The organism is Sphingobacterium chungjuense (genome assembly GCF_011316935.1).
GTDB classification, from domain to species: domain Bacteria; phylum Bacteroidota; class Bacteroidia; order Sphingobacteriales; family Sphingobacteriaceae; genus Sphingobacterium; species Sphingobacterium chungjuense.
This window is the reverse complement of sequence record NZ_WLYS01000003.1, coordinates 190,058-208,283: the sequence shown is the minus strand read 5'-3', so window position 1 is coordinate 208,283 and position 18,226 is coordinate 190,058. Positions and strand designations below refer to the sequence as shown.

The window sequence follows — 18,226 nt, the reverse complement described above, 5'->3', positions numbered from 1 at the left end:
GTAGAGAAACAATTAATTTTACTATCTATAGAAGAGGAGTTAGCATGTCAGAAGAAAATAATAGACAAAACGACGCAGAACAGCTGCCATTTGATAATGATGAAATCCGCGATGAAGCGGAAGCTACCGGAGAAACGCTGAAGTACAACGAAGAGCAAGATAGTTTTGAGCTGGATACTGAATCGGGCGATAGCGAGTACGATCATCCGTTGCCGTATGATACGGCTGCACCCGAAGGGCAAGAAGATGGTGCACTTTACGACGAAGCAAATCCTTATGCTCAAGGTGAGTATCAGGAAAAGCAAAATGAGTTAGATGGCCGATTAGAAGAGTTAGATCAAGTTGTAGGCAGTGAAGAACTACAAGTTGATCCAATTGATGAAGCGCTCAGCGCACAACCTGAAGATTTTTCGGATGATTTAGATGCCGAAGGATATCCAAAAAAGGATGACGCCGATGGCGATGATAATCCAATAACGCAAGCATAAAAGTATAAAAAGATCTGAAAAACAGGCAGGAACAATATTATTGTTCTTGCCTGTTTTTTTTATTGCCCAGTGTCAAATGGGAACAAAGCTATTATTGTAGCGTGTGTTTTAAAAATAATTTCCCGTCAAATGTAATTCTAATGCCGAAATGGAGCGATTTTTGCTAACTTCACTGCGCAGCTACCTAATCGCAAAAAAATGCTATTTTAGAAAGATTAATGAGAGCATTAATAGCCTGTTAGTGTAAAAACTTGTCTTAGAAGACTTACATGATTCTGATTGTTGACGATACCATAGAGAATATATATTCGCTGGAGCGATTACTTACGAGTAAGGGTTTCGAAGTAGATTCTGCCACGTCGGGCGAAGAAGCCTTGAAGAAGGTGTTGAAAACGGATTATGCACTGATCATCTTGGATGTTCAAATGCCTGGAATGGATGGTTTTGAAGTGGCTGAATCTCTTTCCGGCTTTAATAAAACCAAAGAAATCCCAATCATCTTCCTGTCTGCTGTAAATACCGACAAAAAATTCATAACGCAAGGGTATGCTTCTGGTGGTATAGATTACGTCACTAAACCGGTAGATCCTGACATCTTGATCCTGAAGGTGAAGACGTTTTACCGTTTGTACGAGCAGACATTAGCACTCAATCGTACGGAGAAAGCGTTGCGTTTGGAGATAGAAGAGCGAAAAAGAACGCAGTATATGTTAAAGGAGCGAGTAGATCATCTGCGCTCTATACTGGAATCGTTGCCCCAAATTGCTTTTATGGCCGATGCTAAGGGCGAAGTAGAGTTCGTTAATAATAAGTGGTTCAACTATTCGGTTACGTCAAAATTATTTCCCGAAACACACCCTGAAGATCCTTATTTATTAGATTCATGGCAGCCACATCTGCTTACCGCGACTCCATTCGAATCGGAAACGCGCATCCGTGAATTAGGATCTGATACGTACCGCTTTCATTTATTACGAATTATTCCGATCAAAGAAAACGATTCAGTTGCGAAATGGGTAGGGACTTTCACCGATATCGACGATCGGAAACATATTGAGAAGAAGAAAGACGAATTTTTGAGTATCGCGAGTCATGAACTAAAAACACCATTAACGAGCATTAAAGCTTACGTACAATTACTAGAGAGAATACTGGAGCCACAGGATCAGAAAAACGCGCATAATTACATTCAGCGTGTACACAACCAGCTCAACAAATTAAATGGCTTAATCGTAGATCTGCTGGATATCTCAAAAATGGAAAATGGCCGTCTTAAGATCAATAAAGTTCCTTTTCTGCTAGAGCCAATGATTAGCAATGTGATCGACACGATGTACCAAACTTTTGGTACAGGTGAGTTGACGCTAGAACGTATTGGTGATCCGATCGATCAGGAATTGATTGGAGATGAAATCCGAGTCGAACAAGTATTGACCAATTACCTTACCAATGCGATCAAATATTCGCCCAATTCGGCGCGTGTAGTTATCAAGACGGAAAAATCAAAAGATGAAATCAAAGTCAGCGTTACCGATTTTGGAATCGGTATTCCAGAGCATAAGCACAAAAATATTTTCGATAAATTTTATCGCGTAGAAGAGTCGTCAGAACGTTTTCAAGGTTTAGGCATCGGACTGTATATCTGTGCAGAGATCATCAATCAGCATCAGGGCACTTACGGCTTGCAGAGCACAGTCGGCGAGGGTTCTACATTTTATTTTACCTTACCATCAAATTAATATTATGCCTAAAAAGATTATCCGAAATTTACAAGTAGGTTTTGGAGTCTCGTTTATTATTCTGGTTACCAGCTCCATTGCTTCCTACATCAGTATTTCTAACCTGATTGATAATAAGGCAAGCGTAGAGCACACCTACCAAGTCATTAATGCTTCTAATGCAGTGTGGACGAATCTACAAGACGCAGAAACTGGACAGCGTGGCTATATCCTCACCGGCGACGAACGCTTTTTAGAGCCATACAACCAAAGTATGGTCACGTTGCCGATGGCGATCACAAATTTACAAGATCTAATTGCTGACAATGACGCGCAAGTGCAACGATCAGATACATTGTACAAACTGATCGACACACGTTTGAGCATTCTAAAGCGTTTGGTACGTACAAAGCGAGCAAACGAAACGATTACTTTAGAGCAATTAGAAGAAGGTCGGCGTTTTATGGACAGCTGCCGTGCAGTGATCGATCGTATTGTAGATACCGAAAATCAATTACTGGAGGTGCGGACAGCCAGTGTTTATTCGGCGTCGGACAATACCACTATGTTGATTATCGCCGCGGGATTAATCTCTCTTCTTATCACATTCTACTTCTATACCCGCATTCAAAAAGAACTACAAGATCGAGAGCGATTACAACAGGAATTAGCTGATATTGATCGGGAGCTACAAGGTAGATTGGCGAGTGTTGAGAGAATGGCCGATCAGATCGCACATGGCAATTACAGTGTGAAGATCGATGAGCAGCATGATGACTTACTGGGTAATCTCTCGCATTCGCTCAATGAAATGAGTGCAGCACTTCGCAAATCATTTGAGATACTCAACAATAATGAGTGGGAACAAAAAGGTATGGCACAGTTTCACGAAGTGCTTACTGGCAACAAAGAAAACGTAGAGTTAGCAAATGATGCCTTGAACTACTTAATAAGCTATAGCGGATTAGTCAATGGTGCTTGTTATCTTTTTGAAGACGGGGATTTGGTATTGACCAGTACTTATGGTTTGAAAGATGGTCTTCCCAAGATACTGAAACCAGGCGAAGGCATGGTTGGTCAGGTATTTGTCGATCGTCAGCCCAAATTGTTTGAAGAGCTCGAACAGCAAGAATATGTCGTGAATTTTGCACATGGCACGATTAAATTGAATGCCGTACTCTGGATGCCCATTATATCAGATTCCAAATGCTTGGGCGTCATCGAATTTGGTGCATTAGATGCCTTTAGTAAAACCAAGTTAGATTTCTTTGCCGAAGCTTGTTTTACATTGGCCAATGCCTTAATCTCGGCAAAAAGTCGCAAACAAGTACAAACTTTGCTCGAAGAAAGTCAAGCACAAGCCGAAGAACTGCAAGTGCAGCACAACGAGATGCAAAATCTGAATGTGGAGCTGGAAGCACAAACGCAAAAGCTACAGGCTTCGGAAGAGGAGCTTCGCGTACAGCAGGAAGAGCTCTTGCAATCTAACCAAGAGATGGAAGAAAGATCCAAACTCTTGGAAGAGAAAAATCTTCTGATCGCGGAGCGAAACGTAGAAATACAACAAAAAGCAGAGGAGTTAGCGCTAAGTACCAAATATAAAACAGAGTTCTTAGCAAATATGTCGCATGAACTGCGCACACCACTCAACTCAATTCTGCTTTTGTCTCGCTTGATGGGTGAGAATGCAGATGGCAAAATGGACGATGATCATGCAGAATCTGCACGCGTGATTCACAGTTCTGGTACAAGTTTGCTCACACTAATTGATGAGATACTTGATCTATCCAAGATAGAAGCTGGGAAGATGGAATTAGAATACCATTCGGTACAGATCAGCGACATAGTAGATGATTTAAGAAGTCTTTTCTTACCCGTGGTGACCGAAAAATCGTTGCAATTTAATATTCAATTAGATTCGGACTTGCCAAATAGCATTGAGATAGATCGTCAACGACTAGATCAGGTACTACGGAATTTGCTATCTAATGCGATTAAATTTACGGCCGAAGGCAGCATTACGCTGACGATCAAGCGAGATCCTGAGGCAAATCATCACGTATTGTTCGAGATACAAGATACAGGAATTGGCATCGCCGAAGACAAACAACAGCTCATCTTCGAAGCCTTTCAACAAGCCGATGGCTCGACGCAACGCAAGTTCGGCGGCACAGGATTGGGCTTATCCATCAGCCGAGAGATCGCTAGATTATTAGGTGGTGAGATTCGTTTGAAAAGTGAACAGAATCAAGGAAGCACATTTACCTTGATCGTTCCCATCGATCGAAATGTGGCCGAGGTAAACCCCGTAACAGAAGATTTGCTAAGCAGTATCTCCGATGATGTGAAAGAAATCGAATCACTGGTAAGTGATTCCGCAAATACCTTTGCTCTGCCAGATATCCCTGCCGATGTAGAAGATGATCGTGATCATATTACAGTCGATGATAAGGTGATTCTAATCGTGGAGGACGATATTCATTTTGCCAAAGCATTATTACAATATACCCGTCAGCAAAATTACAAAGGCGTGGTAGCGGTTCGTGGAGATGTCGCGCTTGACTATGCAAAGACTTATCAGCCGAAGGCTATTTTATTAGATATTCAGTTGCCGATCAAAGATGGTTGGCAAGTAATGAGCGAACTCAAAGGGCATGCCGCCACCAAGCATATCCCAGTGCACATCATGTCTTCACTGGAGGTAAAGAAGGAAAGCTTGTTAAAAGGTGCCATCGACTTTATTCGTAAACCACTGCTATCAGAGCAGATTGGTGGTATGTTTAAGAAGATTGAAGATGCTTTGGAGCGTTATCCTAAAAAGGTATTGATCGTAGAAGAGAATCCTAAACATGCCCAAGCATTAGCATACTATCTGAGCAATTTTAACATTGCCTCTGAAATCAAAAATTCGGTAGAAGAAAGTGTGGATGCGCTATCCTCGTCGGACGTGAACTGTGTGATATTGGATATGGGCGTGCCAGATCGCTCTGGATACGAAACCTTGGAAGCCATCAAAACAAAAGATGGATTAGAAAACCTGCCGATAATTATTTTCACAGGCAAAAACCTATCGCATGCGGAAGAGAACAAGATCAAGCAATATGCAGATTCTATCGTACTGAAAACAGCACACTCTTACCAACGCATATTGGATGAGGTCGGCCTGTTTCTTCATTTGGTGTCAGGCTCAGATCAGCAGGAGCAAAGTTCGAAAAATAATGGCTTGGGTGCGTTGAATGATGTACTGCGAGACAAAAAAGTATTGATTGCCGACGACGATGTGCGAAATATTTTCTCACTGACCAAATCTTTAGAACAATACCAGATGAAAGTGTATTCTGCCATGAATGGCAAAGAAGCACTACAGCAGATGCAGGAAAACCCAGATATCTCGGTGATATTGATGGATATGATGATGCCCGAAATGGATGGCTATGAAAGCATTCGTCGCGTGCGCGAAATGCCACAATTTTCGCGCTTGCCTATTATTGCGGTTACTGCAAAAGCGATGATAGGTGATCGAGAGAAATGTATACAGGCAGGCGCATCGGATTATATCTCAAAACCGGTGGATGCCGATCAGCTCTTATCATTGTTACGTGTATGGTTATACGAGGGTTAAAAAAGCGCTCAATATAGGTTATGAATAATAAAAACAAGATTCTAATCATCGACGATGATCCGCGTAATATCTACGCACTTGAATTGACATTACGTGTGAAGGGCTATAAGTCGGTTTCGAGTGCCAGTGCTACCGAAGGAATTGATTTGCTGCATAACAGCGATGATATCGCGGTCGTACTGATGGATATGATGATGCCAGATTTAGATGGTTATCAGGCGATTCGCATGATTCGCAGTACACGTGGTTTTGAGTCGTTGCCGATCATTGCGGTTACAGCACAAGCCATGGTCGGGGATCGCGAAAAATGTTTGGCAGCTGGGGCGGATGATTATATTTCGAAGCCAGTGGATTTGGATAAATTATTGCTCATCTTATCCAAGATCATATAATTCATGGAGCACGCCATATTACGAGATGATGAACTCGATTTACTCTTCGAGGAGATCGCCGAGAAATACGGCTATGATTTCACGCTGTATAGCAAGGCTTCACTGAAAAGGCGGGTAAGCCGTATTTGTATGATGGATAAGTTGTATAGCTTCGCAGAATTGCGGTATCGAGTCATGCATCATCCTGATTACCTACAGCGATTTGTGGAAGAAATCACGGTGAATGTGACAGAAATGTATCGCGATCCGCATTTTTATAAAACACTGCGTGAAGACGTATTGCCGCAGTTGGCGACCTATCCGTTCATTCGCATTTGGATTGCAGGTTGTGCTACTGGAGAAGAAGTGTATTCAGTGGCCATCATGCTGCAAGAAGCTAACTTGTACGATCGCTCTTTGATCTATGCCACGGATTTAAATCCAACAGTATTGGAGAAAGCTCGAAATGGCGTTTTTTCCATTCGCCACATGAAACAATATTCTGAAAATTATATTATATCAGGAGGCAAGAAAGAGCTTTCGTCCTATTACATGGCGAATTATGATGTTGCAAAGTTTCACGATAAACTCAAAGAAAGGGTTGTATTCTCCACACACAATCTGGTGTCGGATGCGTCTTTCAATGAGTTTCAACTTATTATGTGCCGCAATGTCTTGATTTACTTTGAGAAGGAATTACAGCATAAGGTGTTTAACTTGTTCGACAATAGTTTAGAGAAGTTAGGCTATCTAGCCTTGGGATCCAAAGAAAGTATTCGTTTTTCTAATTTAGAAAACACGTATAAAAAGCTTGGATCAGACAAAGTATGGCGCAAACTGCAATAAAAGATGATGAGAAAAAATGGAAACAGGGATACAGGTGTTTTATTGATTGGTGGCTCTGCCGGCAGTCTTAAAGTACTTTTTGATCTATTGCCAGATTTAGATGAAAATCTCGGATTTCCCATCATCATAGTAGTACATCGTAAAGCGGCTGCAGATTCGCAACTGGAGTCTGTCTTTGAAAAGCATACAAAATTAAAGGTTTTCGAGATCGAGGATAAAATGTCTCTGGAGCCTAACACCATTTATTTAGCACCTGCAGACTATCATGTGTTGTTGGAAACGCCTACGGAACTAGCACTGGATTACTCCGAAAAATTGCATTATTCACGCCCATCTATTGATGTCACTTTTCAATCTGGTGCAGAGATATTTGGCGAAAAGGCAGTTGCTATATTACTTTCTGGCGCGAATCATGATGGTGCATTAGGGTTAAAGTATGTACAAACTGCCGGAGGGTTGGTCATCATTCAGGATCCTGAAACCGCCGAAGTTGACTTGATGCCACGAGAAGCCATGACGCAAGTAAATCCGGACTATATCATAAAGCCAGCCGATATGGCAAAATTAATTAATACGCTTGCAAATAAGACAAATAATCAGTAAAATACCAACATGCATAACAAGACTATTTTAATTTTTGACGACGATAAACATATTTTAGATGTCTGTAATATTATATTGACGGACGCCGGCTATAATGTTGCCGTCTCCGAAACATCGCATGATATTATAGAACGCGTAGAGGAGACCAAACCAGACGCGATACTCATGGATAATTGGATCCCAGAAATTGGTGGTATGAAAGCAACCCAATTATTGAAACAACATCCCGTGTATAAAAGCATTCCTGTTATTTATTGCTCTGCTAATAATGAAGTGCATCTTCTGGCCGAGAAAGCTGGGGCAGAGGCTTATTTGTCTAAACCATTCAATATTTTTGACCTTGAAGAGATGGTCAAACAAGTGTTGGAAAAGCACTCGTAATCTGTCATACTCGTTCTGAAAATATTTCCATGCGTAGCTAATATCTTACTCATAAAGCTATGGCTTTTTAGATCAATTTTTAGTATTATTGTATAACATGATGCGTATTATATTAGCTGACGACCACAAAGTAGTTAGAAATGGCATACGGTTGCTTCTGGAGACTCAACCGGATATTAACATCGTTGCAGAGGCTGAGAGTGGTGAAGAAGTGCTTGCGCTACTTAGCAATAATTCTGAGGTGGATATTCTGCTCACGGATATGAACATGAATGGTATCGGCGGTTCAGAATTGATGCGAGCTATGTGTACTAGTTTCCCTGATATTAAGGTTGTGTTCCTAAGCATGATTGATAGTGATCAGGAAGTGAAAGAAGTAATGTCTCTTGGCGCTAAAGCTTACATGCTTAAGAATGCCGATTATGATGAGTTATTATTTGCGCTTTCGCACGTGGGTAAAGGTGGTCAATATTTATCGTCCGAAATTAGTATCCGGATGTTACAATCCCTTGGGAGCAAGCAAGTAAAACCAGAGCCCGAGCAAGTGTTGCGTGACTTAGATTTATCGTCGCGAGAATACGATGTATTGCAGTTGTTGGTAAATGGATTCACGACCAAGGATATTGCCGAAAAGCTATTTATTAGCAAGCGCACCGTAGAAGGCCATCGTCAGAAACTACTTGATAAAACAACTTCCAAGAATTACGTAGAACTCATCCGGTTTGCTATCAATCATCAGTTGATTGATTAGCCTCTTCTCCAATTTATACGGACTTCTTAAATTCTTCTTAGATTAATTATCTATAGAGTAATCGTGTGTTTGTAGAAATGTACGTACTTTGTTGATCGTTAAGGTAACTTGGTTTTCTGTTAAGCCTAAGTAATCTGCAATTTCACAGTTTTTATAACCTTCTATATGCATCATAAATGGTGTATACGAATCCGCATCTATTGCATTCAAACCTGCCTCAAAAGAACGTAAACGATCTGTTTCGTTTGTTGTATTTTCTGGTTTTGGTTGTGAATTATTGGGCAATGGCACCTGCTTATTAGACATAATTTGTGCTAAAGGTTCGATTGGCATACCGTCTGTTGGAAATGGTACTGCCCTTAATAAATGACGTGATAAAAAACCAACACTGTGGTCAAGCGCTCTTTTGATTGTAATCTGTAAGGTGTTCATTTTAATTACTGTGGTGGACAATTGCATCTTCATGTGAACCTTTATTAAAATGTGAAATGATTTTATATCAATCGTATTGCTCTTTTGGTTACAAATACCATGCTACCGATAACTCACACTATCCTTTTTGGGATTATGTTATCGTGTGTGTAAAATACGTATTATTAATGGTGTTAAGAAACTTTTGTTTATTTAACTATCTGTAAATCATATTTTTATGATTTATTACCTAAGTGGAGATACTGCTTACTGGCAGTTGTAGCTAACTCGAAAAACACGTGGTTTGACCCGTGTAATACGTATAAATCGCGCAAACAAACATAGATCGCGAGATTCTTCAAACTCATTTATTCCGTCGTTTTGCTAGTTGTGAGATAATGTTTATCTTTAAAAAGCTTCGCGCTTGTCTCACAAGCCATGCGCAGCCAAATTATAAACGCGTACGCATTAACAATTTTTTAAGATGGCAAATTCCGCCGGTGCTCAGTTGCGACAGATACTCACAAAAGAAAATCCGTTACAAATTGTAGGAACTATAAACGCGAACCACGCACTTTTAGCTAAGCAAGCAGGTTTTCGCGTGATCTATCTTTCTGGCGGTGGTGTAGCCGCTGGTTCTTTAGGTATTCCCGATTTAGGCATCACTACGCTACAGGATGTACTTACCGATATTGAACGTATTACGGCAGTGTGTGATCTTCCACTGTTGGTAGATATCGACACGGGTTTCGGTGCCAGCGCTTTCAATATTGCACGTACAATTCGTAGTGTGTTGAAAGCTGGAGCGGCAGGCGTACATATGGAAGATCAGGTAGCCGCCAAGCGTTGCGGGCATCGCCCGAGAAAGGAAGTCGTATCTACGCAGGAGATGGTCGAACGGATTCAAGCAGCTGTTGATGCTAAAGAAGCAGATCCGCAATTTGTTATAGGGGCGCGTACTGATGCTGTAGCAGTTGAAGGAGTAGATGCCGCTATTGCACGGGCGGTGGCTTATCAGGAGGCCGGCGCCGATTTTATATTCGCCGAAGCAGTCACCGAATTGCACGATTACCAACGCTTCGCCGATGCATTATCCATACCGATTTTAGCGAATATTACCGAGTTCGGACAAACGCCATTATTTACCACACAACAACTATCGGAAGTAGGCGTCGATATGGTTTTGTATCCACTTTCTGCCTTTCGTGCAGCCAATAAAGCGGCCTTAAATGTATTCGAAACCATTCGCCGTGATGGTTCTCAGGCCAATGCTATATCCAGCATGCAAACACGAGAAGAACTCTATCAAAGCATTAATTATTACGCATACGAAGACTACTTAAATCAAAAGCAGGATGAAGGAAAGTAATGAACACGCATTTAAACCCAAAAAAAGTGTTGCGCTATCGGGTGTAGCGGCAGGCAATACCAGTTTGTCTACCGTAGGTAAGAATGGTAATGACTTGCACTATCGTGGCTACGATATATTAGAATTAGCTGAACAAGCTAGTTTTGAGGAAGTTGCTTATCTCTTGATATATGGCGAATTACCGACCGCGAAGGAACTGGCTGCTTATCAATCTGAATTGCAATCTAAACGGGATTTGCCACAGGAATTAAAGGAAGTACTACAACGCTTACCACGAAGAAGCCATCCGATGGATGTCATGCGCACTGCGGTATCTGTTTTAGGAAGTTTGGAGCCAGAGCCAGCCAAACCAACAATAGAACAAACGCAGCACATTATTGATCGTTTGATCGCATGCTTAGGTTCTGCCTTATTGTATTGGTATCATTTTGCGTATCATGGCAAGGAAGTGCATGTAGTGACCGATGATAAAACGGTAGGCGCACATTTTCTACATGTACTACATGGAGAATCGCCCAGCGATAGCTGGACAAGAGCGATGCAAATATCATTGAATCTGTATGCGGAGCATGAATTTAATGCGTCAACATTTACCGCACGTGTGATCGCTGGGACAGGATCTGATGTGTATTCGGCTATTGCGGGAGCAATTGGTGCACTACGCGGACCAAAACACGGCGGTGCAAATGAAGTGGCTTTTGAGATTCAAAATAGCTACACATCAGCAGATGAAGCAGAAGATAATATCCGCCAACGCCTAGCCAATAAGGAAGTGATCATCGGATTTGGCCATCCGGTGTATGTGACTTCCGATCCGCGAAATGAGGTCATCAAGCAAGTAGCAAAATCATTAAGTGCGGAAGCAAATGAGCCGATTTTGTATGAAATTGCTGAACGCTTAGAAAGCGTGATGTGGGCGGAAAAGAAAATGTTTCCCAATTTGGACTGGTTCTCGGCCGTATCGTACCACCGAATGGGCGTTCCCACGGATATGTTTACGCCGCTCTTTGTATTAGCGCGCTTAACAGGATGGGGAGCACATATTATCGAGCAACGCTTGGATGGCAAAATAATAAGACCAAGTGCCCATTATACCGGGCCAGAAAATCGTGCGTATGTGCCTTTAGACAAGCGCGGATAAGCTTCTCTTTAAACAACAACACAACAAAATTTAACTATTCTCTATGTCTCATATTTCTAATGACAGACCTCAGCCAGATCAGGTGCTGATAGATATTGCTCACTATGTGTTAAACTATGAAATAAAAAGTGATCTCGCATTACAGACCGCTCATTATTGTTTTTTAGATACGGTTGGGTGCGGACTGGAAGCCTTAAGTTATCCAGCCTGTACGAAATTACTCGGTCCGATTATTCCAGGTACGCTCGTGCCGCACGGTGCTAAAGTTCCGGGCACTTCGTATCAACTTGATCCCGTGCAAGCAGCTTTTAACATTGGCGCTTTAGTACGTTGGTTGGATTTCAACGACACGTGGTTGGCCGCAGAATGGGGACATCCATCGGATAATCTAGGTGCGATATTGGCTGTTTCTGATTGGATTAGCCGAACTGCCGTTGCGGCCGGCAAAGCACCGCTAAAAATGCATGCGGTCTTAGAAGCGATGGTGATGGCGCATGAAATACAAGGCGTGTTGGCATTGGAAAACTCGTTCAACAAAGTTGGACTAGATCATGTACTATTAGTAAAAGTAGCATCTACGGCGGTAGCTGGAAAATTGTTGGGGCTAACGCAGGATGAAATTATAAATGCTTTGTCTTTAGCCTTTGTCGATGGACAATCCTTGCGTACCTATCGCCATGCGCCAAATACCGGAAGTCGGAAATCTTGGGCTGCTGGCGATGCCACCTCGCGCGCAGTACGACTGGCATTGATCGCGCAAACTGGAGAGATGGGTTATCCTTCGGTTTTAAGCGCACCAATCTGGGGGTTTTACGATGTTTCTTTTAAAGGAAAGCCATTTCAGTTCCAGCGCGCTTACGAATCTTACGTGATGGAGAACGTATTGTTTAAAATTTCGTTCCCAGCAGAATTTCATGCCCAAACAGCGGTAGAAGCAGCCATGACTATTCATCAGCAGTTAAAAGAAGCGGACAAAACGATTGACGATATAAAAGCTATCACTGTTCGCACGCACGAAGCCGCTATTCGCATCATTGATAAGAAAGGTCCGCTGCATAATCCTGCTGATCGCGATCACGCCATGCAATATATGATTGCTATTCCATTAATTTTTGGCCGACTAACGGCATCGGATTATGAAGACGCTATCGCATCAGATGCAAGTATTGATGTGCTGCGCGACAAAATGACTTGTGTGGAAGATCCGCAATTCACAGCCGATTACCATGATCCAGAGAAAAGAGCCATTTCCAATGCGTTGAAAGTTACTTTTCAAGATGGGAGCACACTACCAGAAGTGGTGGTAGAATATCCGATTGGCCACCGCCGCCGTCGTGATGAAGGCATTCCAAAACTGATTGCTAAATATAAAGTCAACCTCTATAGGGTATATGCAGGGAAACAGCAAACGCAGTTACTGGAGAACACGCTGGATTACGAAACATTCCGAAATTTGGCCGTTAACGAATTGACAGATTTATTAGCCGTACCTTATCCGGTACGCTAGTAATTTTAAAATCGGTTTTACGACGGATTCCAATTGCTTTGGAATCCGTCGTAAAACCGATAATCTTGCGCAGCTAGATCTCTTAAAGCATTCGGTATTTGCCATTGCGCGCCATGCGACGCAAATTCATCGCATTCCGAGACAAATTTTGCTAATCCCACTTGGTCTATGTGTGCAAATACACCGCCTGTATGCGGCGCATACCCAATTCCCAATACGGAACCTATATCACCATCGATTGGTTGAGCAATAATACCGTCTGACAAACAGCGAAACGCATCAAGTGCAACGACATGGAGCAGTCGTTTGCCCAGAATATCTAGATCAATATTTGCTGCATTACTTGCTGTCGTTTCATCGACCACTTCACCGCGTTTTCCGTTTTCGTCGTAGGGATAAAAACCTGCCTTTCCTTTGCGCCCAGTTTTCCCTGCCGCTATCATCTTTTTAAGATGAGCGTAAGCCGCTTCTTGCGCTTCATGCAAAGCGGGCAGTTGATCGTACACGTGCAGCATCAGTGGCAAAGATATTTCATCCAATACCAACAAGGGACCAACTGGAAACCCTGCTTTTTTTGCGGCTTTCTCTACCATTGAAGCTGGTATTCCCTCGAGCACCATCGTTATTCCTTCCAACAAATAATTAAAGAAAATACGAGAAGTATAAAATCCCGGCCCGTCCTGGACAACGATCGGTATTTTATTTAGTAAATGAATGATTTTTAGCGCGGCATTTATCGTGCTTTGATCCGTTTTTTTACCCAAGATGACTTCCACTAGCGGCATCCGATCTACGGGTGAGAAGAAGTGCAAACCAATAAAGGACGCTGGATTTTGGCTGGATTGCGCCAATTGACCAATGGGTAAAGAAGTTGTATTCGAAGCAAACACCGTTTGCGCGGCCAAATTTGGTGATATGTCTGCAATAAGTTTCGTTTTCAGTGCGATATCTTCAAAAACGGCCTCTATCAAGATATCGGCCGATTTTAAATCTTCAAACTGCTCTGAAGCATGAATCCTTTGTACTAATGCTTTTTGCTCGCTAACCGTCATTTTGTTTAGACATACGAGCTTGTCGGTCACCTTTTGCGCATAATTTTTGCCGTGCTCGGCCTTGTCAAGATCAGTGTCTACTAAAGTCACATCCAGACCAGCACGAGCGCCTTCGTAAGCGATGCCAGAGCCCATCATACCTGCACCAATGACCCCAATTTTTGTCATTTCTCGCGATGTATTTTCAGCAATTTGCTTGATCCTTTCTTTGGCCGAGCGCATGCCATAATAGTTCGTACGTAGCATGGTAACCACCTGATCAGATAAGGTAGTATTGATGTACATATCATGCTCTAGTTGGCGCAGTGCATAATCATCAAGACCATCTTGAGATTTTAGGATAAGCGCCTGATAGGCCTCAACTCCAGCAAAAAGTGGATTAATGCGCGGCGTAGCAAGTATTTTTTGGTGCTCTTGAATAGCGGATGCCGTTTGTTGTGGAATGGCTTTTAAATGTTGTACGTAGTCGACAAGAATAATTAACGCATCTTCCTTATTTTCTACCTGTCTATCAATAATACCAAGCGATACAGCTTCGGGTATCGTTTGTAGCGTAGATTGTGTGGCAATTCGAAAAGCAAAATCTTCGCCCCAGAGCTGTATCATGCGAGTAACACTACCTAATGAAGGTAACATGCCAAAGGCAGTTTCCGGAAATCCAACCCGAACATTTTCGCCTAGTGCCAAACGATAATCGGCAATTAATGTCCAAGCGAAATAAATGCCTACACAATCTCCGCGTAGAATGGCGATTAATGGCTTATTATAGATTCGGATTTTCTGAATAAGTTGATCTATTCTATCCAGATCACTTCGAAAGGATTGTTCGTCTTTTGCTTGTTCGACTAATGTAATGTAGTCTGGATTTATAGCGGCATTTTTACCATCGATGGAGTAGCATAGCGCACTAACATGATCACGGCTAATCCAAGAATCAGCCAAGCTAAAGAAGTTTTTGATATGCGCTAAAGAAAGCGCTTGATTGGATGGTAGGTTGACAGCTATCTCTACAACACCTTGCGGATGTTGCAGAATGTTAAATCCGTCAAGGTTAGAACTATTCGTCATATGAAATTTTTTGAGGCTGGTTTTGAGAAGCAGTTGTGTTGTACTCTACTTGATCAATCGTCATCTTTGCGATGATCTCCAACATGATCTCTGATGTACCACCAATAATTGTACCTACACGCACATCGCGATACAATCGGGCGATTTTGTAATCTTCTGTAAAGCCGTATCCGCCAAACAATTGCAAGCACTGACTCACCACACGATTGGCTAGTTCACTAGCTTGCAATTTGGCGACCGAGCATTCTTTGACCGCGTAAACTTGCTCTTGTTGGAGGTCGCAACAATGTTTTAAAAATGCTTTTTGAACGAGAATATCCGCCTCCATCTGTGCGATATTATGCCTCAACACTTGGAAATCTTTCAGCTTACGATTGAATGCACTTCTGTTTTGAATATAGTCCAAGGCATATTCCAAAGCCGATTCCGCGGTAGATAAACTGTGGATCGCGGCCGTGAGTCGTTCTAATTGCAGACCGCCCATGAGATAGGTGAAGCCGCTATTCTCTTGTCCCACTAAGTTTTTTGCTGGAACGCGAACTTGATCAAAATGCAATTCTGCTGTGTCTGATGCATGCCAACCCATTTTATTAATCTTTTGAGCAGATACGCCTTCTGCGTTTCGGTCAATCACTATTAAGCTAATTCCCTTAATGCCAGCTTTAGGATTCGTCTTTACTGCCGTAATAAAAAAATCTCCATAGTAGCCGTTGGTGATAAAAGTCTTAGACCCGTTGATGATATAATCGTCACCATCGCGTAGGGCCGTAGTTTTTATATTCTTGACGTCAGAACCCGCACCTGGCTCCGTGATGGCAATAGCACTGATCAAATCACCGCTAATAATGCCTTCCAAATAACGTTTTTGTAGTTCGGAAGACCCATACTTCCACAAATAAGGAGCAGACATGTACTGAATTACTAACGCAGATATGGTAAATCCACCAGAAAAGCATTTGGAAAGCTCTTCGCAGAATATCATGGAATAATAAAAGTCGAGTTGCAACCCTCCCAGTTCTTCCGGAAAATTCAAACCTAAAAAACCCATTTCGCCCATCTTTTTCCAGATGCTACGCTCAATTTGTCCGTTCTTCTCCCAAGAGTCAATATGGGGAATAATTTCTTTTTTGATGAAGGCGCGTAAGCTATCGCGAAAAGCATGGTGTTCTGGAGTTAGGGCATTATTAATCATCATATCTCGGTTTAAAGTATAGTTAGGGTAAGTTAATTAAATTCGAATAAATCGTATCAGAGACCCCGTTAACAGACTTTTATATATTTTAAAATAGTTCGTTTGAAATATAAATTGCCTGCTTCATTTATTGCAAAAATTATAAGCAAACACAAAGTTTGGTAAAGAAAATTTATTTTTACTTTATTCCACGGATATGGCCCACTTATAAATGCTAAATAAATTAGTATATTTGAGCGTCAATTTGGAAAACATGTCAAAAGGATTGCGGGAATATGCTATTGTCGATATTGAGACGACGGGTGGGAGTGCAGAACGAAGTAAAATCACGGAGATAGCTATTGCTATTCATAATGGCGTAGAGGAGATCGAACGTTGGGAAATCTTAGTCAATCCGCAGCAGCCTATTCCACCAGCTATTTTTGGTCTTACTGGCATTTCGGACGATATGGTGTCTGCTGCACCACTTTTCTCCGAAATAGCAGAAACTATTTATACGTTGTTGAAAGATCGCATCTTCGTGGCGCATAATGTAAATTTCGACTATTCCTTCATCAAACATCAGCTCGGCGAAGCTGGATGGCAATGGCAGGCTCCTAAGCTGTGTACGGTGCGATTGGCTCGCAAGATCAAGCCTGGATTGCCATCGTACAGTTTAGGTCGCCTATGCGATGTGTTAAACATTCGCGTACAAGATCGACATCGCGCTGGTGGTGATGTCACCGCGACAGTCGCACTTTTCGATCTGCTTCTAGCAGCAGATAGCGAAATGGTATTTTCGCAAATGCTCCGCAAAAATGGTTCTGAACAACGTTTGCCAGCAAATCTTTCACAAAATACCTTCGATAATTTACCAATCACGGCCGGAGTATATTATTTCCATGATCGATCGGGCAAAGTCATCTATATTGGTAAAGCTATTAATATAAAAAAACGAGTTGCCGGGCATTTCAGTGGGCACAATATACAAGCAAAACGGCAAGGTTTCCTGCAGGAGATTTATGATATTTCGTACGAACGCTGCGGTACGGAGCTTATGGCCTTATTGTTGGAATGTTTGGAAATCAATCGGCTGTGGCCGAAATATAACCGTGCATTGAAGCGAGTAGAACCTAAGTTTGGATTGGTGAGTTACATCGGAATGGACGGGTATCAACATCTCAGCTTGACGAAGCTTCTCAAACACCAAACCTGCATCCAATCTTTTTATAGTCTGCGTGAAGGTGCCGCTGTGTTTCGAAAAATGATCAACGATCTTGGTCTGGATATTCGCTTCTGCCATTTTCCTTTAGAAGTGCGGCTACCACAAACAGCTAATGATCTCGTACGCCGAATTCAAGATCTGCCAGATCAGGAATTGTATAATGGGAAAGTGGCTGCCGCTGTCGAATTGGCACAGGCCGATACATCAAGCTATTTTATTGTCGATCGCGGCCGCGATGAGCAAGAGAAAAGTTGTATTTGGATCGAAAAAGGGAAGTTTTACGGTATGGGCTACATTCCATCGGAAAGCCAATCCACTAGCTGGGCGGATTACAAAAGCGAACTGCAACGGCATCACGGCAATGAATACATGATGCAATTGATTGAATCTTTTCTGGTAAAATCTACCAGCAGACATCAAGTAATTACGATAGATGCAGAACAGTTGGACGAAGCTGCTATTTTAAAGCCAATAGAGCTTCGTATGAAGTTGCTTTAATTCA

Annotated in this window: 15 protein-coding genes; 12 read left to right on the top strand and 3 right to left on the bottom strand. The window is 42.1% G+C overall.

The annotated features are described in order from the left end of the window. The first annotated feature begins 44 nt into the window (after positions 1–44). From GKO22_RS08615 to GKO22_RS08580, 8 genes are all read left to right on the top strand, one after another. Positions 45–488, top strand: a complete 444-nt coding sequence (locus GKO22_RS08615) for a hypothetical protein (protein ID WP_166334162.1) — start codon at positions 45–47, stop codon at positions 486–488. 269 nt (positions 489–757) lie between these two features. After that, positions 758–2,227, top strand: coding sequence for an ATP-binding response regulator (locus tag GKO22_RS08610; protein WP_166334161.1), 1,470 nt, complete (start codon positions 758–760; stop codon positions 2,225–2,227). Positions 2,228–2,231: 4 nt separating this feature from the next. Beyond that, positions 2,232–5,828, top strand: a complete 3,597-nt coding sequence (locus tag GKO22_RS08605) for a response regulator (protein WP_166334159.1) — start codon at positions 2,232–2,234, stop codon at positions 5,826–5,828. 20 nt (positions 5,829–5,848) lie between these two features. Further along, on the top strand, positions 5,849–6,220 hold the full coding sequence (locus GKO22_RS08600) for a response regulator (RefSeq protein WP_166334157.1): 372 nt from the start codon (positions 5,849–5,851) through the stop codon (positions 6,218–6,220). A 3-nt stretch (positions 6,221–6,223) separates the two neighbouring features. Next, positions 6,224–7,045, top strand: coding sequence for a CheR family methyltransferase (locus tag GKO22_RS08595; protein ID WP_166334155.1), 822 nt, complete (start codon positions 6,224–6,226; stop codon positions 7,043–7,045). Positions 7,046–7,048: 3 nt separating this feature from the next. Continuing rightward, positions 7,049–7,648 (top strand): chemotaxis protein CheB, encoded by a 600-nt coding sequence (locus GKO22_RS08590; protein ID WP_240920225.1) that lies wholly within the window; start codon positions 7,049–7,051, stop codon positions 7,646–7,648. Positions 7,649–7,657: 9 nt separating this feature from the next. Next, positions 7,658–8,029 carry a response regulator gene (locus GKO22_RS08585; RefSeq protein WP_166334153.1) on the top strand — a complete coding sequence of 124 codons (372 nt, stop codon included), beginning with the start codon at positions 7,658–7,660 and terminating at the stop codon, positions 8,027–8,029. Positions 8,030–8,126: 97 nt separating this feature from the next. Continuing rightward, the gene (locus tag GKO22_RS08580; protein WP_166334151.1) at positions 8,127–8,780 is read left to right on the top strand and encodes a response regulator; all 654 of its coding nucleotides are present in this window, start codon (positions 8,127–8,129) and stop codon (positions 8,778–8,780) included. Between the two features lie 42 nt (positions 8,781–8,822). Here the strand turns inward: GKO22_RS08580 and GKO22_RS08575 are convergent, their stop codons facing one another. Continuing rightward, positions 8,823–9,245: a sigma-70 family RNA polymerase sigma factor gene (locus GKO22_RS08575; protein WP_166334149.1), complete on the bottom strand. Its 423-nt coding sequence runs from the start codon at positions 9,243–9,245 to the stop codon at positions 8,823–8,825. 430 nt (positions 9,246–9,675) lie between these two features. On the opposite strand from GKO22_RS08575, the gene prpB reads away from it, so the two are divergent. The 3 genes from prpB to GKO22_RS08560 are packed head-to-tail and all read left to right on the top strand — an operon-like array spanning position 9,676 to position 13,208. Further along, a complete protein-coding gene (gene prpB, locus GKO22_RS08570) occupies positions 9,676–10,560 on the top strand; it encodes a methylisocitrate lyase (RefSeq protein ID WP_166334147.1) in 885 nt (294 codons plus the stop codon). Continuing rightward, positions 10,547–11,701 (top strand): bifunctional 2-methylcitrate synthase/citrate synthase, encoded by a 1,155-nt coding sequence (gene prpC / locus GKO22_RS08565; RefSeq protein ID WP_166334146.1) that lies wholly within the window; start codon positions 10,547–10,549, stop codon positions 11,699–11,701. The genes prpB and prpC overlap by 14 nt, the downstream gene beginning before the upstream one ends. Positions 11,702–11,744: 43 nt before the next feature. Then, a complete protein-coding gene (locus GKO22_RS08560) occupies positions 11,745–13,208 on the top strand; it encodes a bifunctional 2-methylcitrate dehydratase/aconitate hydratase (RefSeq protein ID WP_166334144.1) in 1,464 nt (487 codons plus the stop codon). 17 nt (positions 13,209–13,225) lie between these two features. On the opposite strand, the gene GKO22_RS08555 is transcribed toward GKO22_RS08560, so the two are convergent. Further along, a complete protein-coding gene (locus tag GKO22_RS08555; protein ID WP_166334143.1) occupies positions 13,226–15,328 on the bottom strand; it encodes a 3-hydroxyacyl-CoA dehydrogenase NAD-binding domain-containing protein in 2,103 nt (700 codons plus the stop codon). Further along, positions 15,318–16,523, bottom strand: a complete 1,206-nt coding sequence (locus tag GKO22_RS08550) for an acyl-CoA dehydrogenase family protein (protein WP_240920224.1) — start codon at positions 16,521–16,523, stop codon at positions 15,318–15,320. Before GKO22_RS08550 ends, GKO22_RS08555 begins: the two co-directional genes overlap by 11 nt. Positions 16,524–16,773: 250 nt before the next feature. On the opposite strand from GKO22_RS08550, the gene GKO22_RS08545 reads away from it, so the two are divergent. Beyond that, complete coding sequence (locus GKO22_RS08545; protein ID WP_166334142.1) at positions 16,774–18,222, top strand: exonuclease domain-containing protein; 1,449 nt, start codon at positions 16,774–16,776, stop codon at positions 18,220–18,222. The last annotated feature ends 4 nt before the right edge of the window (positions 18,223–18,226 follow it).